The sequence below is a fragment of the Pseudomonas sp. DSV-1 genome (genome assembly GCF_035830915.1).
Taxonomy (GTDB): Bacteria; Pseudomonadota; Gammaproteobacteria; order Pseudomonadales; family Pseudomonadaceae; genus Aquipseudomonas.
Map to the genome: position 1 here is coordinate 156,038 of NZ_JAYMYG010000001.1, position 24,227 is coordinate 180,264.

Annotated in this window: 23 protein-coding genes and 1 pseudogene; 11 read left to right on the top strand and 13 right to left on the bottom strand. The window is 60.1% G+C overall.

The window, feature by feature from the left end; translation table 11 throughout:
• Positions 1–181: 181 nt before the first annotated feature.
• From VSQ83_RS00780 to VSQ83_RS00795, 4 genes are read right to left on the bottom strand one after another with little or no spacing between them, the layout of a single operon-like run.
• Complete coding sequence (locus VSQ83_RS00780) at positions 182–472, bottom strand: DUF167 domain-containing protein (RefSeq protein WP_019828043.1); 291 nt, start codon at positions 470–472, stop codon at positions 182–184.
• A complete protein-coding gene (locus VSQ83_RS00785) occupies positions 472–1,059 on the bottom strand; it encodes a YggT family protein (RefSeq protein WP_133075167.1) in 588 nt (195 codons plus the stop codon). The genes VSQ83_RS00780 and VSQ83_RS00785 overlap by 1 nt, the downstream gene beginning before the upstream one ends.
• A 10-nt stretch (positions 1,060–1,069) precedes the next feature.
• Positions 1,070–1,888 carry a pyrroline-5-carboxylate reductase gene (gene proC, locus VSQ83_RS00790; protein ID WP_326425043.1) on the bottom strand — a complete coding sequence of 273 codons (819 nt, stop codon included), beginning with the start codon at positions 1,886–1,888 and terminating at the stop codon, positions 1,070–1,072.
• Positions 1,889–1,920: 32 nt separating this feature from the next.
• Positions 1,921–2,607, bottom strand: a complete 687-nt coding sequence (locus tag VSQ83_RS00795) for a YggS family pyridoxal phosphate-dependent enzyme (RefSeq protein ID WP_326425045.1) — start codon at positions 2,605–2,607, stop codon at positions 1,921–1,923.
• Positions 2,608–2,664: 57 nt separating this feature from the next.
• On the opposite strand from VSQ83_RS00795, the gene VSQ83_RS00800 reads away from it, so the two are divergent.
• Positions 2,665–3,657 carry a type IV pilus twitching motility protein PilT gene (locus VSQ83_RS00800; RefSeq protein WP_133075170.1) on the top strand — a complete coding sequence of 331 codons (993 nt, stop codon included), beginning with the start codon at positions 2,665–2,667 and terminating at the stop codon, positions 3,655–3,657.
• Positions 3,658–3,767: 110 nt separating this feature from the next.
• Here VSQ83_RS00800 and VSQ83_RS00805 read toward each other — a convergent pair whose 3' ends face one another.
• Entirely contained in the window at positions 3,768–4,415 is a 648-nt protein-coding gene (locus VSQ83_RS00805; RefSeq protein WP_133075171.1) for a C40 family peptidase, read from the bottom strand.
• 252 nt (positions 4,416–4,667) lie between these two features.
• Between VSQ83_RS00805 and VSQ83_RS00810 the strand changes: the two genes are divergently transcribed.
• The gene (locus VSQ83_RS00810; RefSeq protein WP_133075172.1) at positions 4,668–5,084 is read left to right on the top strand and encodes an NINE protein; all 417 of its coding nucleotides are present in this window, start codon (positions 4,668–4,670) and stop codon (positions 5,082–5,084) included.
• A 122-nt stretch (positions 5,085–5,206) separates the two neighbouring features.
• On the opposite strand, the gene VSQ83_RS00815 is transcribed toward VSQ83_RS00810, so the two are convergent.
• From VSQ83_RS00815 to gshB, 7 genes are all read right to left on the bottom strand, one after another.
• Positions 5,207–6,478, bottom strand: a complete 1,272-nt coding sequence (locus VSQ83_RS00815; protein WP_133075173.1) for a dihydroorotase — start codon at positions 6,476–6,478, stop codon at positions 5,207–5,209.
• Positions 6,475–7,479 (bottom strand): aspartate carbamoyltransferase catalytic subunit, encoded by a 1,005-nt coding sequence (locus tag VSQ83_RS00820; protein ID WP_019828034.1) that lies wholly within the window; start codon positions 7,477–7,479, stop codon positions 6,475–6,477. Before VSQ83_RS00820 ends, VSQ83_RS00815 begins: the two co-directional genes overlap by 4 nt.
• Positions 7,480–7,496: 17 nt before the next feature.
• Positions 7,497–8,012, bottom strand: a complete 516-nt coding sequence (pyrR, locus tag VSQ83_RS00825; RefSeq protein WP_133075174.1) for a bifunctional pyr operon transcriptional regulator/uracil phosphoribosyltransferase PyrR — start codon at positions 8,010–8,012, stop codon at positions 7,497–7,499.
• An 84-nt stretch (positions 8,013–8,096) separates the two neighbouring features.
• Positions 8,097–8,537: a Holliday junction resolvase RuvX gene (gene ruvX / locus VSQ83_RS00830; RefSeq protein ID WP_133075175.1), complete on the bottom strand. Its 441-nt coding sequence runs from the start codon at positions 8,535–8,537 to the stop codon at positions 8,097–8,099.
• Positions 8,537–9,109 carry a YqgE/AlgH family protein gene (locus VSQ83_RS00835; RefSeq protein ID WP_133075176.1) on the bottom strand — a complete coding sequence of 191 codons (573 nt, stop codon included), beginning with the start codon at positions 9,107–9,109 and terminating at the stop codon, positions 8,537–8,539. Before VSQ83_RS00835 ends, ruvX begins: the two co-directional genes overlap by 1 nt.
• 159 nt (positions 9,110–9,268) lie before the next feature.
• Positions 9,269–10,168, bottom strand: a complete 900-nt coding sequence (locus VSQ83_RS00840; RefSeq protein ID WP_133075177.1) for a TonB family protein — start codon at positions 10,166–10,168, stop codon at positions 9,269–9,271.
• Between the two features lie 77 nt (positions 10,169–10,245).
• The gene (gshB, locus tag VSQ83_RS00845; RefSeq protein WP_133075178.1) at positions 10,246–11,199 is read right to left on the bottom strand and encodes a glutathione synthase; all 954 of its coding nucleotides are present in this window, start codon (positions 11,197–11,199) and stop codon (positions 10,246–10,248) included.
• A 246-nt stretch (positions 11,200–11,445) separates the two neighbouring features.
• On the opposite strand from gshB, the gene pilG reads away from it, so the two are divergent.
• The 9 genes from pilG (at position 11,446) to trhA (ending at position 23,206) form a co-directional block, all read left to right on the top strand.
• Positions 11,446–11,853, top strand: coding sequence for a twitching motility response regulator PilG (gene pilG, locus VSQ83_RS00850; protein WP_019828024.1), 408 nt, complete (start codon positions 11,446–11,448; stop codon positions 11,851–11,853).
• Positions 11,854–11,895: 42 nt separating this feature from the next.
• A complete protein-coding gene (gene pilH / locus VSQ83_RS00855) occupies positions 11,896–12,273 on the top strand; it encodes a twitching motility response regulator PilH (RefSeq protein WP_095027494.1) in 378 nt (125 codons plus the stop codon).
• 10 nt (positions 12,274–12,283) lie between these two features.
• Complete coding sequence (locus VSQ83_RS00860; protein ID WP_133075180.1) at positions 12,284–12,823, top strand: chemotaxis protein CheW; 540 nt, start codon at positions 12,284–12,286, stop codon at positions 12,821–12,823.
• Between the two features lie 41 nt (positions 12,824–12,864).
• Complete coding sequence (locus tag VSQ83_RS00865; RefSeq protein ID WP_133075181.1) at positions 12,865–14,922, top strand: methyl-accepting chemotaxis protein; 2,058 nt, start codon at positions 12,865–12,867, stop codon at positions 14,920–14,922.
• A 27-nt stretch (positions 14,923–14,949) separates the two neighbouring features.
• Entirely contained in the window at positions 14,950–20,838 is a 5,889-nt protein-coding gene (locus tag VSQ83_RS00870; RefSeq protein ID WP_326425048.1) for an Hpt domain-containing protein, read from the top strand.
• Complete coding sequence (locus VSQ83_RS00875) at positions 20,831–21,283, top strand: chemotaxis protein CheW (RefSeq protein ID WP_326425049.1); 453 nt, start codon at positions 20,831–20,833, stop codon at positions 21,281–21,283. Before VSQ83_RS00870 ends, VSQ83_RS00875 begins: the two co-directional genes overlap by 8 nt.
• A 78-nt stretch (positions 21,284–21,361) precedes the next feature.
• Positions 21,362–21,967 (top strand): transcriptional regulator, encoded by a 606-nt coding sequence (locus VSQ83_RS00880; RefSeq protein ID WP_133075184.1) that lies wholly within the window; start codon positions 21,362–21,364, stop codon positions 21,965–21,967.
• The gene (locus tag VSQ83_RS00885; protein WP_326425050.1) at positions 21,954–22,388 is read left to right on the top strand and encodes a hypothetical protein; all 435 of its coding nucleotides are present in this window, start codon (positions 21,954–21,956) and stop codon (positions 22,386–22,388) included. Before VSQ83_RS00880 ends, VSQ83_RS00885 begins: the two co-directional genes overlap by 14 nt.
• A 200-nt stretch (positions 22,389–22,588) precedes the next feature.
• Positions 22,589–23,206: a PAQR family membrane homeostasis protein TrhA gene (gene trhA, locus VSQ83_RS00890; protein WP_326425051.1), complete on the top strand. Its 618-nt coding sequence runs from the start codon at positions 22,589–22,591 to the stop codon at positions 23,204–23,206.
• A gap of 1 nt (position 23,207) precedes the next feature.
• Here the strand turns inward: trhA and VSQ83_RS00895 are convergent.
• Positions 23,208–24,046 (bottom strand): annotated as a pseudogene (locus tag VSQ83_RS00895) (formate/nitrite transporter family protein).
• Between the last annotated feature and the right edge of the window lie 181 nt (positions 24,047–24,227).

Here is a 24,227-nt window from a genome sequence, read left to right on the forward strand (position 1 = left end):
AATGAGGCGTAAGTCTAATGAGCGGGGGACCCAGCAGCAAGCAATGGTCTGGGCTGATTTTATGAGCTGACCCAAACCTGTAGTCGCTGCCGCAGGCTGCGAAGGGGATCGTGGGCGCCCCCTGGACAACGAGTCGCTACGCAACTCTTCGCAGCCTGCGGCAGCGACTACAAATTTTGGTTCATGGCCTGGCCAGCCCTGGCAGGTCCGGCAGTTTTTTCGGGCCGTGCAAGCGCACTCGTTTCTGACGGTTCAGTTCGCCGCTGATCAGGCTTACCTGGCTTTTGGAGATGCCAAACGCCTTGGCCAGAAAAGCCATCAGGTGGGCATTGGCCTTGCCTTCTACCGGCGGGGCAGTGAGGCGGATTTTCAGACGATCACCGTGCAAGCCAGCGAACTCGTCGCTGCTGGCCTTGGGTTGCAGGTGACAGTCGAGAATCAGGTCCTCGCCGTCCCAACGGAAGTAGCTCATCAGATCAGGCCGAACAACACGACCGGCATGCCGACGTACATCGCCAATGGCGGGATCACGTAGCTCTGGATCAACTGGATGACCATGAACGCCAGGATCGGCGAGATATCCAGGCCGCCCATGCTTGGCAGGAAGCGGCGAAACGGTGCCAGTGCAGGCTCGGTGATCTGGTTGACCAGTTCAGCGCCCGGGCTGGTGCTGCCCGGTGCAACCCACGACAGGATCACGCTGATGATCATGGCGAAGAAGAACACCTTCAAAAACAGTGCGGTCACGCCAATGATCGCCCACAGCAGCAGGCCCAGCACGTTGAACGACATGTAGCTGAGCGTCAGTACCACGGCGAAAATCACCATCTGCACGACGATAGCCAGTACCAGGGACGACATGTCCAGGCCGAACAGGCTTGGAATCACCCGGCGCAGAGGCTTGAGCAAAGGCTGGGTGGCCTTGACCGTGAACTGGCACAACGGGTTGTAGAAGTTGGCGCGCACCAGCTGCAGGATGAACCGCAGCAGTACGATCAGCAGGTAGAGGCTACCCAGGGTTTGAATTACGAAAATGGCTGCGCCATTTAGTCCTGACATCATGTGCTCCTTATTGACCCAGTTGTTCGGCCATTTCGGCCGAGCGGTGCGCGGCGGCACTCAATGCTTTTTCGACCGAGGCTGCGAAGCCGTCGGCCTGGAATGATTTGATTGCAGCTTCGGTGGTGCCGGCTGGCGAAGTCACGCGGCGGCGCAGTTCGGCGGCGTCGACATCGCTGCCCACGGCCATGTGCGCGGCGCCCAGGGCGGTCTGCTCGGCAAGCTGCTTGGCGACTTCGCGGGGCAGGCCGAGCTTGACGCCAGCCTCGGTCATGGCTTCGATCAGCAAGAAGAAGTACGCAGGACCACTGCCGGACACGGCGGTCACGGCATCGATCTGCGCTTCGGTATCAACCCACACCACAATGCCCACGGCGCTCAACAGTTGCTCGGCCAGCTGGCGTTGCTCGGCGCTGACGCCGGAGGTGGCGTACAGGCCGCTCACGCCTTTGCCCAGCAGCGCCGGGGTGTTGGGCATGCAGCGTACCAGCGGTTGGTTGCCCAGCCAGTTGAAGAGGCTGGCGCAGGTAATGCCTGCGGCAATCGATACCAGCAACTGATGCGGCAAGAGGTGCGGGCGCAGGTCCTGGCACACGGCTTTCATGGCCTGTGGCTTGACTGCGATCACAATCACATCGGCGTCTTGAATGGCTTGGGCGTTATCGGCAAACAGCTCGACACCGTGCTCGGCTGCCACTTTGGCCCGGGTCTCGGCACCGGGATCGCTGGCGCGGATCTGTGCTGCATCCAGACCTTTGGCCAACAGGCCGCCGATCAGGCTGGAAGCCATGTTGCCGGCGCCGATAAAGGCAATACGCGTTTTGCTCATAACCGATCCTTATAAAAAAAGAGAAGGCCCCTTCAGGCCTGGCCGTAGTCGCGGGCGCCAAATAATGCGGTGCCAATGCGCACCCAGGTGGCACCTTGGGCAATAGCCGACTCAAGGTCGTGGCTCATGCCCATCGAAAGCGTGTCGAGCCCCATGTTCAGGCTCTCTTGCAGCGTACGTACCGCCGCAAATGCGGCGTCCTGCTCGGCGCGGTCTTGCGTTGGTTCCGGAATCGCCATCAAGCCGCGCAGTTTCAAACGGGGCAGCGCGCTGATTGCGGCCGCCAGCGCAGGCAAGTCTGCCGGGTTACAGCCCGATTTACTGGCCTCGCCACTGACATTGACCTGAATGCAGATGTTGAGCGGCGGCAAGTCTGCCGGGCGCTGGTCAGACAAGCGCTGGGCAATCTTGAGCCGGTCAACGGAATGCACCCACGCAAAATGCTCGGCGATGTCGCGCGTCTTGTTCGATTGAATGGGGCCGATGAAGTGCCAACACAAGGGCAGGTCGGCTAATTCGACCTGTTTGGCGCGGGCTTCCTGCAGGTAGTTTTCGCCAAAGTCGCGAACCCCTGCGGCATAGGCTTCACGCAGTGCGGCGGCAGGTTTGGTCTTGCTGACAGCGAGCAGGTGAATGCTCGTTACATCACGTTGCACAGCCAGTGCTGCTGCACGGATGCGAGCCTCAACCTGTGCAATGTTGCCTGCTATCGTGGACATTCGTTTAAGCCCGCCGTTGTGAAAGTCTGCGGCATTCTACTGGAATTGGGAGGGGGGATGGATATCGCCGACCTGTTGGCGTTAAGCGTCAACCACGGGGCTTCGGACTTGCACCTGTCAGCGGGCGTGGTGCCGATGCTGCGCATTGACGGTGACATGCAGCGTTGCGATTTGCCGGTGCTGGAGGCAGGGCAAGTGCGAAGGCTAGTCCAGGGCGTCATGAGTGAAGCACAGCGCCGAGGGTTTGAGGCGCGACTCGAAGCCGATTTTGCGTACGCCCTGCCGGGGCTGGGTCGCTTCAGGGTCAATGTTTTCGAACAGCAGCGCGGCCCCGGAGCCGTGTTTCGCCGCATTGCCGAGACGGTGCCCAGCCTTGAATCGCTGGGCCTGGGCGACGTATTCAGCCAGCTCTGCCAGGCACCCCACGGGCTGGTCCTGGTCACGGGCGCGACGGGCTCGGGCAAGACCACCACCCTGGCGGCGATGATTGATCACCTCAACCGCACCCGCCAACGGCACATCCTCACCCTTGAGGACCCGATCGAGTTTATCCACCCGCCGCGTCAGTCCCTGATCAGCCAGCGCGAGGTGCATCGCCACACCCACAGCTTTGCAGCCGCCTTGCGTTCGGCCATGCGCGAAGACCCGGATGTGATCATGCTGGGCGAGATGCGCGACCTGGACACCATCAGGCTGGCGCTGACAGCGGCAGAAACCGGGCATCTGGTGTTTGCCACGCTGCACACATCGTCGGCGGCCAAGACCATCGACCGGATGGTGGATGTGTTTCCCGGCGACGAAAAGGCAATGGTGCGCGCCATGCTCTCGGAGTCACTGCTGGCCGTGGTTTCCCAGACACTGGTGAAAAAAGCAGGAGGGGGGCGTGTGGCGGCTCACGAAATCATGCTGGCTACGCCTGCGATTCGACATCTGATTCGGGAGAACAAGGTGGCGCAGATGGTTTCAGCGATCCAGACCGGCGCAGCGGTGGGCATGCAGACGCTTGAAATGGGCCTGAACAGGCTGAGGGAGCAGGGATTGACGCAATAATCGGGTGGGGGTGTTGTTTCTGTGGGAGCGGGCTTGCTCGCGATCCAGGCGGCGCGGTTCAGCGGGTGAACCACATCGCTCCCATCGCGAGCAAGCCCGCTCCCACAGCTTTAGCGTTGTACAACCTGCAGCGGGGCTTTCTCTTTAGGTAATACGCGCTTGGCGACCACGTAGTGGCTCTGCCAGTAAGGCTTTTTCAGCGTGTCGATAGTGACCGACTTGCCGCGACGCGGAGCGTGGATGAACCGGTCGTTGCCCAGGTAGATGGCAACGTGGTTGACCTTGCGGCTCTTGATGTTGAAAAACAGCAGGTCGCCAGGCTTCAGGTCCTTGCGTTCGACCTTCTGACCATGACCACTGGCCATTTCGCTTGAAGTGCGAGGCAAGTCGACTGCTGCAACGTCATTGAAGGCATATTTGACCAGGCCGCTGCAGTCAAACCCTTTGCTTGGGCTGCTGCCGCCCCAACGATAAGGGGTGCCCAACACGTTTACAGCGCGGCTCAGGACCGTGCTGCTTTGCTTGTTGGCGGCTGCCAGTGAAGCGGTCGCAATTTTGCCTGGGGCTTTGCGGTGGGCTTTACTGGCTGCAGGACGTGCTACGGTCTTGCTGTTAGAGGCAACGTAAGCGGCGCCCGCAGATGACTTTGCGGTGTAGCCGGTGAAGCCCGAAGGAAGATGTTGCTCACGATTGGTGGCGTGGGCGGCCAGTGGCAATAATAGGCAAATGGTTAGCCATGTCTTGAATATAGGACGCATTCGGCAGGGCTCAATGGTTATAAACGCGAAACTTTATAACAGCTTTTTTGTCCTTTCTCAGGCCATTTGTCAGTTGGACTATGGGGTCAAATTCCGCAAAGGTGGTGGCAAATTGTCACATGGTGACGGCGCAGGTCAGGTCCTATAAGGCTTTGCGCCATTTCTTGTAAGACACTTTTACCTTTTGCACGACAGTAAAAAAGTCACAAAAAACTTCACAATATTTTTCTATCAGCAGCAACGAGGGCATTTATGAGCGGCTATCGAGACGATATACAACGCGATACTCACAGCAAAGTGCTGGGCTACCTGCTGTGGATTTTCGGTTTTCTGGGGGCGCATCGCTTCTATTACGGCAAGCCGGTGACCGGGACGATCTGGTTTTTCACCTTGGGCTTGTTGGGAATTGGCTGGTTGATCGACTTGTTCCTGATCCCGAGCATGGACCGTGAAGCTGACTTGCGATTCACCTCAGGTGACACAGACTACAGCGTGGCCTGGATTCTGCTGACGTTTCTGGGGTTGTTCGGCGTACACCGCATGTACATGGGCAAATGGATCACCGGGATCATCTACCTGTTTACCGGTGGTTTGTTCCTGATCGGTATCCTGTATGACTTCTGGACCTTGAACGAGCAGATCTCGATCAAGAACGCAGAGCGTCGTTAAACCGTCGCACATTAAAGCCTGTGGGAGCAGGCTTGCTCGCGATTCAGGCACCTCGGTCCTTCTGAAAGACCGAGTTAATCCAATCGCGAGCAAGCCCGCTCCCACAGGGTGCACTTCAGGCTTCAGCCTTCGTAACTGATCCGACCATCCACCAGCGTGTAACGCACGGCACTCGGCAGGCAATGGCCGAGGAACGGGCAGTTATCGCCTTTGGAATGCCATTTTTCGCCGACCAGGGTCGAGGCCGCCGGGTCAAACAGCACCAGGTCTGCAGCCGAGCCTACCGCCAGCTTGCCGGCCGGTAGGCGCAGCGCCTGAGCCGGGCCTGCGCTGAGACGAGAAAGCAGTGTCGGCAAGTCCAGCAGGCCGTCTTCTACCAGGGTCATCGCCAGCGGCAGCAATACTTCAACACTGCTCATGCCCGGTTCGGTAGCCCCGAACGGTGCCAGTTTGGCGTCGCGTTCGTGGGGCTGGTGATGGCTGGAGATGGCTTGCACCACACCCGACTTCACCGCCTCGCGCAGACCATCACGGTCGGCACGGGTACGCAACGGCGGTTGCACGTGGTAAACGCTGGAGAAATCCTCCAGGGCCTCATCCGTCAAAATAAGCTGATACAGCGCCACATCGGCAGTGACCTTGAGGCCGCGTGCCTGGGCCTGGGCGATCAGGGCCACACCCCGTGCACTGGTCAGTTGACTGAAGTGGGCGCGCACACCGCTTTGCTCAACCAGCAGCAGATCCCGGGCCAGCGCCACGGTCTCGGCGGTTTCCGGGATGCCCGGCAAACCACGGAACGCGGCCATCGCGCCATCGTGGGCAATACCGCCTTCGGCCAGGTCACGGTCCTGGGAGTGGAAAATCACCGTCAGGTCGAACGTGGCCGCGTATTCCAGTGCCCGGCACAGGGTGCGGGTGTTGGTGAAGCTGTTGAGGCCATTGCCAAACGCCACACAGCCGGCGTCGCGCAAAGCGATCAGCTCTGCAAGCTGCTCGCCCTCCAGGCCCTTGCTCAGTGCGCCAATGGGGAACACTTTGCAGTTTCCGGCTTCGCGGGCGCGGTCCAGGATCAGCTCGGCCACCGCCGAGGTATCCAGTACCGGCTTGGTGTGCGGCGGGCAGCACAGGCTGGTGACGCCACCGGCTGCCGCAGCACGGGTTTCGCTGGCAATGGTGCCTTTGCGGCTGTAACCCGGTTCGCGCAGGGCGACGTTCAGGTCAACCAGGCCGGGGGCGGCTACCAGGCCCTGGGCCTCAATGGTTTGAGTCGGGGTGAAACCGGCTGGCGCTGCGCCAATGGCAATGATCTTGCCGGCTTCCAGATGCAGGTCAGTCACTTGATCCAGCTGGGTGCCCGGATCAATTACACGGGCGCCGAGAATGCTGAGCTTCACTGGGCGTTCTCCTGTTCGAATTGGCGCTGGGCGGTTTGTCCGCTCATGGTCATGGACAACACGGCCATGCGTACGGCAATGCCGTAGGTCACTTGGTTGAGAATCACCGAGTGCGGACCGTCGGCCACGGCGGACTCGATTTCGACCCCGCGGTTGATGGGGCCCGGGTGCATCACGATGCAATCGGGCTTGGCACCGGCCAGGCGTGCAGTGGTCAGGCCGAACAGGCGGTAGAACTCGCCTTCGCTCGGCAACAGGCCGCCGGACATGCGCTCGCGCTGCAGGCGCAACATGATCACCACGTCGACGTCTTTCAGGCCTTCGGTCATGTCGGTGTAGACCTTCACCCCATATTGCTCGATGCCGATCGGCAGCAAGGTCTTGGGTGCAATCACGCGGATGTCAGGGCAGCCGAGGGTCTTGAGGGCGATCATGTTCGAGCGCGCGACCCGCGAGTGCAGGATGTCGCCGACGATGGCCACCGACAGGTTCTCAAAACCGCCCTTGTGCCGACGAATGGTCAGCATGTCGAGCATGCCCTGGGTCGGGTGCGCGTGACGGCCGTCGCCACCATTGATGATCGCTACCTGAGGGCACACGTGCTCAGCAATGAAGTGGGCGGCACCGGAGTCGCCGTGGCGTACCACGAACATGTCAGCGGCCATGGCTTCAAGGTTGCGCAGGGTGTCGAGCAGGGTCTCGCCCTTGCTCGCCGACGAGGTCGACACGTTGAGCGTGATCACGTCGGCAGACAGGCGCTGGGCGGCCATTTCAAAGGTGGTACGGGTGCGAGTGGAGTTCTCGAAGAACACGTTGCATACGGTCTTGCCGCGCAGCAACGGGACTTTTTTCACCGCTCGGGCACCGACTTCAAGGAACGAGTCAGCGGTGTCGAGGATTTCAGTCAGCAGCTCGCGGCGCAAACCGTCGAGCGACAGAAAGTGGCGCAGCTGGCCCTGATCATTGAGCTGCAGCGGGCGCTTGGCGTCTGTAGGCGTCATCGCAATGGTCTCATCTCTTAATGGGCAGGAAGGGCTAGGTCTTGAAGTTCGAGTGTCAGTGGCGCAGGGCCGGACAACTTCACCCGCTCGCTCGGCTTGAGGCACAAGGTCGCCCCCACCACATCCGGCCGGATCGGCAGCTCGGCCGCGTCCAGGTCCAGCAGGCTGACTAGCGTCACGCTGGCCGGACGTCCATAGTCGAACAGTTCGTTAAGTGCCGCGCGGATGGTGCGACCGCTCATCAGCACGTCGTCGATCAGCACCAGGTGCTGGCCTTCGATTTCGAACGGCAGCTCAGAGGGACGCACTTGCGGGTGCAGGCCGTTCTGGCTGAAGTCATCGCGGTAGAACGATACGTCCAGCGTACCCAGCGGAGCATCGCTGTTGAGCGCCCGCAGCAGCGCCTGGGCAACCCAGATGCCGCCAGTGCGGATACCGATAAAATTCGGTTCAGTGATGCCGCGACGGGCAAGGTGGGCCTTGAGATCAAGGGCCATCTGGGAGATCAGTTCAGCGGGAACAGGCAGGATCATGGTGGCTCCTTTAAAGGCCCGCGCAGCAAAACGTGCAGCGGCGGGCGCAAACAACGGGGCGGGTCAAGTGATACAAGCGCCGGGTCAGTCTTGGGTTTGAGCCGGGTTTTCGTCGAGCCAGCCTTGCAGCACCAGCTTGGCGGCGATGGCATCGACGGGGTTGTCGCGGTAGCTGCCGCGCTGGCCGCCCTGGGCCCGGCGTTCGCCCTTGGCCTCGAAGGTGGTCAGGCGTTCATCGTGGGTGAAAACGGGCAGATTGAAGCGGCCATTCAGACGGTTGGCAAATTTTTGCGCACGGGCGCAGAAGTCGCTTGGGGTACCGTCCATGTTCAACGGCATGCCGACCACCATTGCGTCGGGCTGCCATTCCTTGATCAGCTTTTCAATTTCTTCCCACCTGGGAATGCCATTTTCGGCTTTCAAGTTGCATAGCTCGCGGGCTTGGCCGGTAATCATCTGGCCGACAGCGACACCGATGGATCGGGTGCCGTAGTCAAAGCCCAGCAGTAAACGAAGGCCGGCCATCAGGAATGGCCTGCTTGGGTGCTTAACAAATTGAGGTTCACTCCGAGGTGTTTCGCGGCCGCGTCGAGGCGCAGCTCGCTAGGGGTTTCAAACAGGACGTCAGCTGAATACGGGCAGGTCAGCCACGCATTGTCGACCAGTTCGGCTTCCAGCTGGCCAGCGTCCCACCCGGCATAGCCCAGGCAAATCAGGCTGCGGTTCGGGCCGTGCCCGTCGGCAATGCTGAACAGCACATCGGCCGAGGTGCTGAGGGCCAGCCCGTCAGCCAGCTCGACGGTGGCGTCAAAGCTCATTCCCGTGGGGTGCAGGACAAATCCACGGTCAGTCATCACTGGCCCACCGCCATAGATCGGAACGTGCTGGCACAGGGCCGAGGAGAGTTTTTCCGGGCGCAACTGCTCAAGAATGTCCGCCAGGCTCAGTTCCAGCGGGCGATTGATCACCAGTCCCATGGCCCCACTGGCCGTGTGCTCGACGATGTAGGTCAAGGTGTGGGCAAAATTCGGGTCGGCCATGTGCGGCATGGCGATCAGGAATTGATGCTTGAGGTAAGTCGGTGCGTGGTTTTTCATGAGTCTTAGTGTGGCGCTGGCAACGTGAACTGACAAGTTTGAGGATGATAAAAGCCCTGTAGTCGCTGCCGAAGGCTGCGATAAGGTCCGCAGGACCTTCAAAAGCCAGGGCCGCGGTGCGCCCCATCGCAGTCTTCGGCAGCGACTACAGGTTTTACCTCAGTTGCTCGAAAGCCGATCGCCTTGGGCGAACTTCCAGGTGCGGATGATTTCGAGCCGGTCGATGTCTGCCAGGTCGCCCGTGAACGGTGCAAAGGGTGCGGCCAGGCGCACGATGCGTTGAGCAGCCTGATCCAGCAGCGGCTGGCCCGATGACTCAAGCACCAGCACTTCATGCAGCGAACCGTCCCGGTTGATCGACACCAGCAGCCGCAGCTTGCCGTAGATTTTTTCGCGACGTGCCTGTTCGGGGTAATTCAGGTTGCCGATGCGCTCGATCTTCTTGCGCCAGTCCTCTTTGTACCAGGCGCCCTTGTCGCGCATGGTCGAGGCCGCACTCATGCGGTAGATCTTCGGACGCTTGGCGTACAACTGCTGCTCGTTGGCCAGTTCGGCCTCCAGGCTGGATATCTCGCTGGACAGCTGGGAGCTGTCGAACGTTGGAATGCTGGCCTTGGGCGCGGCTTCGGTCTTGACCTTTTGCGGCTGGCTCGGCGCTTTTTTCGGGGCTGGCGCCACGGTGGTCACGGCAGCCTTGGGTGCGGTTTGGGTCTGCTCGGGCCTGGCGGCCGGCGGCGGAGTGACCTTTTTGACGCTGTTGTCCTGGAAAGGAGCAACTTCAGTGGTCTTGGGCACGGCTTTTTTATCCAGCGTGCCGCTGCCTTGCTGATTGTCCTGAGCCAGAAAGTCCGCTTTCTCCGGGGCCTTTTCGCTTTTGAATGTGGAGAGCGTGATCTCCAGGGTTTTACTGATCTGTTTGGGTTCGGTCATGCTGAAACCCACGCCCACAATCACCGCGATATGAATCAGCGCCGCCACAAACAGGGTAAATCCAAGGCGATCGGCCGCTCGCACGCCTTTATGGCTGAGTTCGGGGGGCAGGTCGCTGGGGAGTGTCATGGCAAAAAGACCAACATCGCGGGTTTCACAGGGTGCGCATGATAGCGCAATGTTGGTCTATTACTGGGTGTTGCAGATCAGCGCGCGGCGAGCTTGCGCTCAATCGCGTCCATCAGCAGGGCGCCGATATTGGTACCGAACGCATTGTCGATCTCGCGGATGCAGGTCGGGCTGGTGACGTTGATCTCGGTCAGGTGCTCACCGATCACGTCCAGGCCGACAAACAGCAGCCCTTTTTCACGCAGCGTCGGGCCTACCTGGGCTGCAATCCAGCGGTCCTTGTCGCTCAGCGGACGGGCTTCGCCCCGACCGCCTGCAGCCAGGTTGCCACGGGTTTCGCCAGCTGCCGGGATACGCGCCAGGCAATACGGAACAGGCTCGCCGTCGATCATCAGGATGCGTTTGTCGCCGTCCTTGATCGCCGGTAAATAGCCTTGTGCCATGATTTGCTGGGTGCCGTTGGCGGTCAGGGTTTCGAGAATCACCGACAGGTTCGGATCGCCCACGCGGTGACGGAAGATCGACGTTCCGCCCATGCCATCCAGGGGTTTGAGAATCACGTCACCGTGCAGGGCGGCGAACTCACGCAATACATCGGCGCGGCGGCTGACCACGGTGGGCGGTGTGCACTGGGTGAACTGGGTGGCGAACAGCTTTTCGTTGCAGTCGCGCAGGCTTTGCGGCTTGTTGACGATCAGTACGCCATCACGCTCGGCCTGCTCCAGCAGGTAGGTGGAGTACACGAACTCCATGTCGAAGGGCGGGTCCTTGCGCATCAGGATCACGTCCAGGTCGCTCAGGGCCGTGTCGGTTTCGGCGTCCAGTTCAAACCATTTTTCAGGGTTGGCGAACACCTTCAGCGGCTTCATGCGCGCCCGCGCCTTGCCTTCATTCAGGTAAAGGTCTTGCTGTTCCATGTAGAACAGGGTCCAGCCGCGATCCTGGGCGGCCAGCAACATGGCCAGCGAGCTGTCCTTTTTATAGGAGATGCCCGCAATGGGGTCCATGACAATCCCGACTCGAACGCTCATGGCAAATTCCTCAATAAATAATGGGCAAAAAGGCTCTGAAAAGTGGCGCCAGAGTGGCGCTGAGTGTGGCCCCGGTCAAGGAAAAACCACCTGCTCCAGCACGCCTTGGGCGGTTCGATAGATTGACGGTCGTGACTGTGCTAAAAAGGCTGGCACAGTGCTTTGAGCCCTTGTCCATCAAGGAGTTGGGGTTTTAAGTCGCACAGTTGTAACAAAATGGGTCGCCGTGGCGATGGTAGAGCACATATGGAAAAACATTCCAGCGCCTTGAAGGTGATGGTAATCGACGATTCGAAAACCATTCGCCGCACCGCCGAAACGCTGTTGAAAAACGTGGGCTGCGAGGTCATTACCGCCATCGACGGTTTCGATGCGCTGGCCAAGATTGTCGACCATCATCCGCACATCATCTTTGTCGACATCATGATGCCGCGTCTGGATGGCTATCAGACCTGCGCACTGATCAAGAGCAACCGGGCGTTCAAGTCGACCCCCGTGATCATGCTGTCGTCCAAGGACGGCCTGTTCGACAAGGCCAAGGGACGAATTGTGGGTTCTGATCAATTTTTGACCAAGCCCTTCAGCCGTGATGAATTGCTGAGCGCAATCAAGGCCCATGTGCCAGCCTTCAATATCGTACAAAGTGCTCAATGAAGCCCGGCCAGCCGGCCAACCACCTTATAAATGGGGAACACCATGGCTCGCATTCTGATCGTCGATGACTCGCCGACTGAAATGTACAAATTGACCGGCATGCTGGAAAAGCACGGCCATGAAGTGCTCAAGGCTGAAAACGGCGCCGACGGCGTTGCCCTGGCACGCCAGGAAAAGCCTGATGTGGTGTTGATGGACATCGTGATGCCGGGCCTCAATGGTTTTCAGGCCACGCGTCAGCTGACCAAAGATCCGGAGACCAGCTACATCCCGGTTATCGTTGTGACGACAAAGGATCAGGAAACCGACATGGTCTGGGCCCAACGACAAGGGGCCAAGGGCTACCTGACCAAGCCGGTCGATGAAGAGCAACTGATCCTCAAGGTGAAAAAAGTCCTGGAAGAAAACCCTCCAAAATGACGGCCGCCTTATGCCTGGCTCACTGACGGCCTTCGAACTGCTGCTTGAAATCGACCAGCGCTGTCGCCAGCTGGCAGCGGGCCTGGTGCCTGCACAAGCGCAACTCGATACCTGGAGCGGTATCGGCTTTCGCATCGGCGAGCATTGTTTTGTGGCGCCGATGGGCGAAATTGCCGAAATCCTCCATGAGCCGCGATTCACCTTGTTGCCCGGTGTAAAGCCCTGGGTCAAGGGCGTGGCCAATCTGCGCGGGCAATTGCTGCCGGTCATGGACCTGTGCGGCTTTTTCGGGGTTGAGCTGTCGCCCTTGCGTAAACAGCGCCGGGTGCTGGTGCTGGAATATAAAGACGTGTTTGTCGGGTTGCAGGTGGACGAAGTGCAGGGCATGCAGCACTTTGCACATGCCGATCTCAATGCCGATACGCACGCGTTGCCTCATCCGATGTTCGCGCCTTATGTGCAGGGGCATTTTGCTGGCGAACACCCTTGGTGGGTATTCAGCCCTTTTGCCCTGGCTCAGGCGCCGCAATTCTGGGCGGTGGCCGTGTGATCAGGCCTCGCGCTTTAAAACGGGATCTCAGGACCTGATTGATGACCACAGCCAATACCGCTAAACCAATGGAAGGGTCGCGCAGTCGTTCGCAGATCATCGTGCTTTTTATCGCCCTGATCGTGTTCATCATGCTGTTGTTCGCCAACTTTGCTTACCTCAACACCCAATCCAACTACGACAAGCAATACATCAGCCACGCGGGTGAATTGCGTGTCCTGTCCCAGCGTATTGCCAAAAACGCCACTGAGGCCGCAGCCGGAAAGGCTGCCGCGTTCAAGTTGCTGATCGATGCGCGAAACGATTTCAGCCAGCGTTGGGGCTATCTGAAAAAAGGCGATCCGGTCACTGGCCTGCCTCCCGCGCCGCCTGCAGTCCACAAGGAAATGCAGGCGGTTCAGCGTGACTGGGAGCTGTTGCTGAGCAACGTCAACGCCATTTTGGCCAGTGAGCAAACCGTACTGTCGTTGCATCAAGTGGCCGCGACACTGGCCGAAACCGTGCCGCAGCTACAGGTCGAATACGAAAAAGTCGTCGAAATCCTGTTGCAGCGTGGCGCGCCAGCCAGCCAGGTGGCGCTGGCGCAGCGTCAGTCATTACTGGCCGAACGCATTTTAGGCGCGGTGAATACGGTGCTGGCCGGTGATGAGAATGCAGCCCAGGCCGCCGGTGCTTTCGGGCGCGATGCCAACCGCTTCGGGCAAGTGCTCAACGGCATGCTGGAAGGCAATGACGGGATGAGGATTACCCAGGTCGAAGACAAGGACGCCCGTGCCCGCTTGCAGGAAATTTCCGAGCTGTTCCAGTTTGTGTCGGGCTCAGTGGATGAAATCATTGAAACCTCGCCGCAGCTGTTCCACGTACGTGAAGCCGCCAACACCATATTCAGCCTGTCGCAAACCCTGCTTGATGAAGCGTCGACCCTGGCCAACGGCTTTGAAAATCTCGCCACCGGGCGCTCGCTCGACATTATTGGCGGTTACGTATTGGGCTTGCTGGCACTGGCATCAATCATCCTGATCGGGCTGGTGATGGTGCGCGAAACCAATCGCCAACTGCGTGAAACGGCCGAAAAGAACGAGCGCAACCAGAACGCGATCATGCGTTTGCTGGACGAAATTGCCGATCTGGCCGACGGCGACCTGACGGTGACGGCCTCTGTCACCGAAGATTTTACGGGGGCCATTGCCGACTCCATCAACTACTCGATCGACCAACTGCGCGAGCTGGTGGCCACGATCAACCACACCGCAGGTCAGGTCGCGGCAGCCGTGCAGGAAACCCAGGCAACCGCCATGCAGTTGGCCGAGGCTTCCGAGCATCAAGCCCAGCAAATTGCCGAGGCTTCGGGAGCCATCCAGCAAATGGCCCACTCCATCGATCAGGTGTCGGCCAACGCTTCGGAGTCTTCAGCGGTGGCGGAGCGTTCCGTGGCGATTGCCAACAAGGGCAACGAAGTGGTGCATAACACCATTCATGGCATGGACAACATTCGTGATCAGATCCAGGACACCGCCAAGCGGATCAAGCGGTTGGGCGAGTCTTCCCAGGAAATCGGCGACATTGTCAGCCTGATTGATGATATTGCCGATCAAACCAATATCCTGGCGTTGAACGCGGCCATCCAGGCCTCGATGGCCGGCGATGCCGGGCGCGGGTTTGCCGTGGTGGCCGACGAAGTCCAGCGCCTGGCCGAGCGCTCATCGGCGGCTACGCGGCAAATCGAAACCCTGGTGCGGGCGATTCAGGCCGACACCAACGAGGCGGTGATTTCCATGGAGCAAACCACCACCGAAGTGGTGCGCGGTGCCCGTCTGGCCCATGACGCCGGAGTGGCGCTGGAGGAGATCGAAGGTGTGTCGCAAAATCTGGCGGACCTGATTCAAAGCATCTCCAACGCCGCGCAGCAGCAGACCACTTCGGCGGCGCAGATCTCCCTGACCATGAACGTCATTCAGCAAATCACCAACCAGACCTCGTCGGGCTCCACTGCGACCGCCGACAGCATCGGTAATCTGGCCAAAATGGCCAGCCAGCTGCGGCGTTCGGTATCTGGCTTCACATTGCCTGCGCCGCCTAAAGACCTTGGTCCACAGTAATGCGCTGCAATTCTGACTGGAGTCGTTATGGTTGACCGGCACGACTATGTGGCCCTTGAGTGGGTCAAAGGCGAAATTGCCCACACGCTAAAACAGGCCCGCGTGGCGCTGGATGCCTACGCGCAACAGCCTGCCGCCGACACGCTGGAGCAATGCCTGGCCTGTATTCATCAGGTGCATGGCAGCTTGCTGATGGTCGAGTTCTACGGCGCGGCGTTGCTGGCAGAAGAGATGGAGCAGTTGGTCATTGCCTTGCAACAGGGCCGCGTCAGCCAGCTCGACGAAGCCCTGCGGTTATTGCAGCAAGCCTTCAGCCAATTGCCGTTGTACCTGGACCGAGTACACAGTGCCCGACGGGATTGGCCATTGGTGGTGTTGCCGTTGCTCAATGACTTGCGCAGCGCCCGTGGCGAAGCCCTGCTCTCGGAAACCAGTCTGTTCAGCCCGCCCTTGCAAGTGTTGCCCCCATTGGACCCGGCCGCCCTGGCCCGTTTGCTCCCCGCAGACTTGCCGCGGGAGCTGCGGATTCTGCGCCATACCTTGCAAACCGCGTTTCTGGGTTTGCGCCGTGGCGAAGCCGTGCAGGCCCATCTGGAAATGATGGCCGGGGTGTTCGCACGGCTTCAAAGCCTGTGCCTGGGTTCGCCGCTCAACGCCTTGTGGAAAATAGCCGCGGCCCTGGTCGATGGCATGCTTAAGGGGCGGGTCCCGAACAGCCCGGCCCTGCGCAGCCTGCTTAAAAAGTCCGACAAGGAACTCAAGCGCCTGCTGGAGCAAGGTATCGAGGCCGCCAATCAGCCTGCGCCCGAAGAGTTGCTCACCAGCCTGCTGTTTTACATCGCCAAGGCCGAGCATCCGACCTCGAAAATGCTCGCCCTGAAAAACCATTACGAACTGGATCAGGCCATGCCCGATGCGGCGATGGTCGATGAGGAGCGGGCGCGGCTGGCTGGCCCCGACCGCGACGCGATGCGCTCAGTGGTTGCGGCATTGTGCGAAGAACTGGTGCGGGTCAAGGAACGCCTCGACCTGTTTGTGCGCAGCGACCGTTTGCACGTCTCGGAACTGAGCAGCCTGATGGCCCCGTTGCGCCAGATCGCTGACACCCTGGCGGTGCTGGGGTTTGGTCAGCCGCGCAAAGTCATCATCGATCAACTGGCGGTGATGCAAAGTCTGGCCCAGGGCCAGCGCGAGCCCACCGATGCGGTGTTGATGGATGTCGCGTCAGCCTTGCTCTACGTAGAGGCCACATTGGCTGGCATGGTTGGCAGCGTTGAGCCCTCGCAGCGCGAAGAGAGCCGTTTGCCCACCACCGACCTCATGCAGATCCATCAACTGGTGATCAAGGAGGCGCGCATCGGCCTTGAGGAAGTGAAGGATCTGATCGCCGATTACGTGATGGCCGGCCATGACCGCCTGCACTTGCAGCCACTGCCTGCGCTGATCACACAAATCCGTGGTGCGCTGGCAATGATCCCCTTGAGCCGCGCTGCCAGCCTGCTGCAAGCCTGCCATGACTATCTGTGCGAGCGCCTGCTGCAGGGGGCTGATATCCCGACAGCGCAGCAACTGGATCATCTGGCCGAAGCCCTGAGCAGCATCGAGTATTACCTGGAGCGTCTCTCCCAGGACCCGGGAGCCGCGGGCGAGCGGGTGCTGGATTGGGCCGAAAACAGTCTGGCCAGGCTGGGCTATGCCCCGGCCGAGCCTGCCGGACCGTTGCTGGATGACGCCTGCAGCCCCGCGGATCAACCGCTGATGCCGGATCTGCAGGGGAGCCTGGCCGATGTGCTGGCGAGTCCGCTGTCTGCGCTCAATCCGCCTGCGCAGCACATGCCCGCCAGCCTGCTGCCGCCGCCGATGGATGAAGAGCCCCTTGATGAAGAGTTGCTGGACGTCTTTCTGGAAGAGACCGACGAAGTACTGATCACCCTGCACGATTGCCTGCCGCAATGGGTCGCCAACCCGGCGGACAGCGCCGCACTGGCAGAACTGCGCCGCGGCTTTCACACCCTCAAGGGCAGCGGGCGCATGGTGCGTGCGCTGGTGCTGGGGGAATTGGCGTGGGCGGTCGAGAACCTGCTCAATCGCGTGATTGAGCGCAGCGTGGCGCCGTCCCCGCAGATCTTTCAACTGCTTGAAGACGTGCTGGTGATGCTGCCCGAGCTGATTCAGGCGTTTGCCGAGCAAAGCCAGCGTCAGCGCGAAGACGTCGACCAACTGGCCGCTCGGGCACAGCGCCTGGCCAAAGGTGAGCCGCAGCCGCTGCTGATTGCCCAGGACGCCAGCCATTTCGACCCGCAGTTGCTGGACATCTTCCGACAGGAAGCGCAAACCCACCTTGAGCGTCTTGACCGTTTTCTGGATCGGGCCCGCGAGCAAATGCCGCTGTATGCCAGCGACGACCTGCAACTGGCCATGCACACCCTCAAAGGCAGTGCGCACATGGCGGGCGTGGTGCACATGGCCGAACTGGCGGCGCCACTGGATCATCTGGTCCGTGAGTACAAGGCCCATCATCTTGCCCTCGGGCAGGAAGAAATTGAGCTGTTGCGGGAGGCTGACGGCTTGTTGCACCGCGGCCTCAAGCAACTGGACAGTGACCAGCTGGCCGAGATCAAGGGGGCTCGCTCCCTGATCGAGCGCACCGAGCGACTGATCGCCACCCGTCTTGAAACCCTGCTCAATACGCCCACCAGCAGTTGGGTGGCCCAGCGCGACCCGCAACGGATTACCGAGTTTCTGGGCGAAAGCATGGACATCCTGTTTGACGCCGAAGAGCTGCTTAAAAACTGGCATCAGAACCCCCAGCAGCGGGAGGGCCTGGATACCCTGCTGGACCAGCTGACTGCCTTGGCCCAGGCCGCACACCTGCTGGACCTGCACCCCATTGATGCCGTGTGCGAAGCCTTGCTCGACCTGTATGGCGCCGTTGAGGAAAGCAGCCTGGCGGCCAGTGAGCGGTTCTTCGAGGCGGCCGATGATGCTCAGGAAGCGTTGATCAACATGCTCGATCAACTGGCGGCGGGGCAAGAAATCATCCCGCAGCCGGAGCTGATCCAGACCTTGCATGCGCTGCTGCACGAAGGGCTGGCGCCTGACGCCACGGGGCTGATTCGCCGTGATGGCGGCCAGACGCTGGACATCACCGAACTGGGCGCCGCGACTGACCAGTTGGGGGCGGGGCAGGACGATGATGTCGACGAGGAAATCGTCGAAATCTTTCTCGAAGAGGCGGTGGATATTCTCGACAGTGTCGGGCAGGCCCTGCAGCGTTGGCTGGGCGCCCCCGACAGCCTGGCTTCGCTGTCTTCCTTGCAGCGCGATTTGCACACCCTCAAGGGTGGGGCGCGCATGGCCGGGATCGAGCCGATTGCCGATCTGGCCCATGAGCTGGAGCACCTCTACGAAGGTCTGCTGGACCGGAGACTGAGTGAAAGCCCGGCATTGAGCCACTTGCTTGAGCGCAGCCATGAGCAACTGGCACTGATGCTCGATCAGCTCAAGCACAAGCAGCCGTTGAGCGAGTCTTATGAACTGATCGAGGCCATTCGCGGGTTTCGTCTCTACAGCCATTCGCCTGTTGAGCCGGGCAGCACTGAAGCCGGGCCCGCTGCAGCGTTGAGCACGGCCGACCCTGAATTGCAGGATATCTTCCTCGACGAGGCTTTCGATATTCTCGAAAGCTCGGGCACGGCGTTATCGCGCTGGCAGGCCGACCCCCAGAGCCACCTCGAAGTCGAAAACCTGCTGCGTGACCTGCATACCCTCAAAGGTGGGGCGCGGATGGTTGAGGTTGCCGCCATTGGCGACTTTGCCCATGAACTTGAAACCCTCTTCGAAGATATTTCGGCTGGCTTGCTGGCACCCAATGCCGAGCTGTTTGTGCTGCTTGAACGTTGCCATGACCAGCTTGCACAAATGTTCGATGCGTTGCGCAGTGGCCAGCCGCTGCCTTCGCCTCAGACGCTGATAGAAAAAATCCGCAGGATTGAACGCAACACCCGTCAGGAGGCTCCCGCAGCTTCCAAGTCCGAGCCTGTGGCACCGCCATTGCCCGAAGGTGAGCGCACGGGGCTGGACACCCTCAAGGTGCCGGCCGAGTTGCTGGAAGACCTGGTCAACCTGGCAGGCGAAGCCTCGATCATCCGTGGGCGCGTTGAGCAGCAGGTCAACGATGGTCAGATCGCTCTCAACGAAATGCAGACCACCCTTGAGCGGATGCAGGACCAACTGCGTCGCCTCGACAGCGAAACCCAGGGGCGCCTGCACAGCCGCTCGCACACCGAAGCCGATGGCGTGGCTTACGACGAATTCGATCCCCTGGAGATGGACCGTCATTCCCTGCTGCAACAGCTGTCCCGTGCATTGTTCGAATCGGCTTCGGACTTGCTCGACCTCAAGGCCACACTGGCTGCGCGCAATCAGGATGCCCACGGCCTTTTGCAGAAGCAGGCGAGGGTAAACACCCAGCTGCAGGAGGGCCTGATGGGTACGCGCATGGTGCCGTTCGAGCGCGTATTGCCGCGCCTCAAGCGGGTCGTGCGCCAGGTGGCCAGTGAGCTGGGTAAGCAGGTCGAATTCAGCGTGATCAATGCCGAGGCTGAAATCGACCGCAACGTGCTTGAGCGCATGGTGGCGCCGTTGGAACACATGTTGCGCAACGCCGTCGACCACGGTCTCGAGCCAGCAGATATCCGTCACGCCAGCGGCAAGCCGGAGCAGGGATTGATCAGTCTGGAGCTGTCTTACGACGGTGGCGACGTGGTCTTCGACATGCATGACGATGGCGCCGGCGTGCCGCTTGAAGCCGTACGCCGAAAAGCTATTTTGCGCGGCCTGCTGGATCCGCAGGCGACGATCAGCGACCGCGATGTCTTGCAGTTCATCCTGCAACCGGGGTTCTCCACCGCTGAAAAAATCACTCAGATTTCCGGCCGCGGCGTCGGCATGGACGTGGTTCACGAAGAAGTCCGGCAGTTGGGCGGCAGCATGACCATCGACTCGGTGGCCGGGCAGGGCGTGCACTTTCAGATCCGCCTGCCCTTCAGCGTCTCGCTCAACCGGGCGCTGATGGTGCAATGCGCCGACGAGCAATACGCCATTGCCCTCGACACCGTCGAAGGCATCGTGCGAGTCATGCCCAATGAGCTGGAGGGGTATTACCAGCTCAATCCCCCGCTGTATCACTACGGCGGGCAGACCTATGAGTTGCGTTATCTGGGGGAGCTGCTGCAAACCGTGGGCAAACCCAAGCTCGTGGGCGAAAGCCATTCGTTGCCGGTGTTGCTGGTGCATTGCCAGGATCAGCGCGTGGCGTTGCAAGTCGATGCGCTGGCGGGCTCGCGAGAAATCGTGGTCAAAAGCCTCGGCCCGCAATTTACCGGGGTACAGGGGTTGTCGGGTGCGACCATTCTGGGGGATGGCCGGGTGGTGCTGATCCTCGATCTGCTGGTTTATATTCGCGCCCATCAGGCGCGTCAGCCATTGCAGCGGGCGCATCATGAAGCCGTCGGCGCGCTGGAGTTCACCCCGGCCGTGCGCCCGCCGCTGGTGCTGGTGGTGGATGACTCGGTCACGGTGCGCAAAGTCACCAGTCGTCTGCTGGAGCGCAACGGCATGAACGTCATCACCGCCAAGGACGGGGTCGACGCCATGAGCGTGCTCGAAGAGCACACCCCTGACCTGATGCTGCTGGACATCGAAATGCCGCGCATGGACGGCTTCGAAGTGGCCACCCGCGTGCGCAACGACCCGCGTCTCAAAGACTTGCCGATCATCATGATCACCTCGCGCACCGGGCAAAAACACCAGAACCGTGCGATGGCCATTGGCGTCAACGACTACCTGGGCAAACCGTATCAAGAGTCGGTGTTGCTGGAGCGCATCGCCTACTGGAGCAACTTTCATGCTTGATCATCGCGTGGGCAGCCTGACTGGTTTGCTGTTGCCGCTGGCTGACCGCTATCTGCTGCTGCCCAACGTTGCCATTGCCGAACTGATCGGCTGGCAGCGCGGCGACCCCAGCAGCGACTCACCGCCCTGGCACCTGCGCCAGATCACCTGGCGCGACCACCAGTTGCCATTGATCAGCTTTGAAGCCGCCTGCGGCGGGCCGCTGGTGATCGGTGAGCGTGCGCGGATCGTCATCCTCAACACCCTGGGCGGCGATCCGGCGCTCAAGTTTATCGCCTTGGTGGTACAAGGCATCCCGCGCTCCTATCGCCTCGACAGCCAGCTGAGCTTTGTCGACGTACCGCTCAGCCCGCTGGAGCGTGCGGCGGTGCAAGTGGGGGACCACGTGGCGAAAATCCCGGACTTGCTGGCGCTGGAAAGGTTGGTGCGCGGGGCTGCGGATTAATCCCGCTCTAACAGGTCAAGCTTGATCAGTCCCTAAAAGGGACTTATCGTTCCCTTTTTGGGACTCTTAGGCGGAGCCGTGAACATGTTATCGCTCAGTGATGCGCTCTTTACCACCACGCAGCAAAAAGTGCTGGGCCTGCTTTTTGGCAAGCCTGGCCAGAGCTTTTACGTCAATGAAATTGCACGTTGGGCAAAGGTAGGCAAAGGCAGTTTGACGCGCGAGTTGGGGCGTCTAGAGCGATCAGGCATTCTCACTGTGACCCGTCAGGGAAATCAGGCTCACTACCAGGCAAATGCACAGTGCCCGATTTATCAGGAGCTGCTGAGCATTATCCGCAAGACCTCGGGGCTCTCTGAACCGCTGCGTGTGGCACTGATGCCTTTCGCAGAACAGTTGCAATGGGCATTTGTATATGGCTCGGTTGCCAAGGATCAGGCACACGTCGGCAGCGATATCGACCTTATGCTGATGGGTGAAAACCTGCATTACAGTGACGTCATGGAGCACCTGATGCCGCTTGAAGAATCGTTGGGTCGTACCATCAACCCGACGCTCTACACCCCTCAGGACTGGGCCGCCAAGCTGGCTGCCGGAAACAGCTTTGTCGTGAGGGTTGCGCAACAGGAAAAAATCACGCTGATCGGTCATGACCCGCTGGAGCCCGTGGATGGAGAAAAATGAAAACCTGGAAAATCTGGTACGCACTGGAGGCTTGAAGGTTGAACCACCCGATCGCAAGGAGTGTGAAGGGCTGCTGCGTTCAGCGGTTGATCGCCTGAAAGATGCAGGCAGCACCCAGTTGTCTTTCGCCAGCCGTTTCGATCTGGCCTACAACGCAGCCCACGCCATTGCACTGACCGCCTTGCGGCTGTACGGGTATCGATCAGACCGGCGTTATCTGGTTTTTCAAAGCCTGATCCATACGTCAACAATCGACAAAGTGCAGGTGCGTTTGTTTGCCTTGTGCCATGAGCGCCGTAACCTCGCGGAATACGAAGGTTACATGGACGAAGATGAGGGATTGTTGGCGAGCCTGTTGGGCAGCACGCAGCAGTTGCTTGAACAGGTGCTGATGCTGCGGTTTGAGGCATTTGGCGATTAACGAGAAGCGTCTGCAGCCAACGCTGGCGAGTTTCTGGATCATGTGGGAGCGGGCTTGCTCGCGATGCAGGCGATGCGGTCTCGTGGTGCCGCCATCACGAACATCTTGAATCGCCGCATTGCCCTTTAACTTCACACCCCTGACCCTTATCTAGTAACCGGGTGACACAGTCGCACTGTCAGTTCTTGAGGATGTTGCACATGTATCACGGTGAAAAGCTCAACGCCTGGACTCATCTGGTGGGTGCGGTTGCAGCAGCAGTGGGCAGTATCTGGTTGCTGGTGATGGCGTGCCTGGATGGCAGCCCGCGAAAGATTGTCAGTGTGGCCATTTATGGCGTCACGCTGGTGCTGTTGTACAGCGTATCGACCGTGTACCACAGCGTGCGCGGGCGCTCCAAGGTGATCATGCAAAAGTTTGATCACTTGTCGATTTACCTGCTGATCGCGGGCAGTTACACGCCGTTTTGCCTGGTCACGCTACATGGCCCGTGGGGCTGGTCGCTGTTCGGGATTGTGTGGGGCATGGCGGTGATCGGCATGCTGCAAGAGATCAAGCCACGCTCCGAGGCGCGCATTCTGTCTATCGTGATTTACGCGGTGATGGGCTGGATTGTGCTGGTGGCCGTCAAGCCGTTACTCGCGGCGCTGGGCACCGCGGGCTTTATCTGGTTGGCCACGGGTGGGGTGATGTACACCGTGGGGATTATCTTTTTTGCCCTGGACCATCGCCTGCGCCATGCCCACGGTATCTGGCATCTGTTTGTGATTGCCGGCAGCCTGCTGCACTTTGTGGCCATCGCGCATTACGTGATCTGATTCAGGGCAGTTTTTTAGTGTCACTGCGAACCTGCGCGTGACTGATCAGGGCAAAAATAAAACTGCCACCGATGATATTGCCGGCCAGGGTCGGGCCGGCAAAGATCAGCCAGAAGTCTTTCCAGGGCAGTTCCCCGGCAAACACCAGATAGGACACTTCGGCCGTGCCGACCACGATGTGGGTGAAGTCGCCCAGCGCCATCAAGTAGGTGATGAGGATGATGATCCACATCTTGGCACTCTCCATGGACGGGATCATCCACACCATGGTGGCGATCATCCAGCCCGAAACGATGCCCTTGGCAAACATCTGACTGGCGTCGTTTTCCATGACCTTGCGGCCGATTTCAAGAAAGGCCTTGTCGGTCGGCGTGTCGAAAATCGGCAGGTGCAGCATGACGTAGGCCACCAGCAGGGTGCCCATCAGGTTACCCACCAGCACCCCCCCCAGAGGCGCAGCAGGCGCCCGAAATTGTTGAGCGTGGGTTTGCTCATGATCGGCAACACGGCGGTCAGGGTGTTTTCGGTGAACAATTGCTGGCGGGAAAGGATGACGGCCAAAAAACCTGCGCAGTAGCCGAAGCTGGCGATGACCTTGAAGGCTTCGCCGTCGGGCAGGCGCGAGTTGAGCAAGCCCATGGCCATAAGCGACAGGCCCATGGTCAGTCCTGCGGCGAGTGCCGACCAGAACAGGGCGGCGATGCTGCGCTCCAGCTCCTGATCGCCCTGCAAGCGAATGATCTCGTGCAGGACGGCGGCGCGTGGTGGCTGGTTTTTGGTGACGTCGTGCTCTTCTTCAGCCGACAGGTTGGGGGTTTTGCCGGACTTTTGGGTTTCCATGAGCTTCATGACCGTTGCGTGTGTAAAGGTACGACACGCAGGGGCTGTAGCTGTTCACTCAAAACCTGTAGTCGCTGCCGAAGGCTGCGATGGGGCCGATGGGCCTCCAATTAAACGGGTTGCTGCGCAACCCTTCGCAGCCTGCGGCAGCGACTACACAGGCCAGGCATCAAACCCGGTC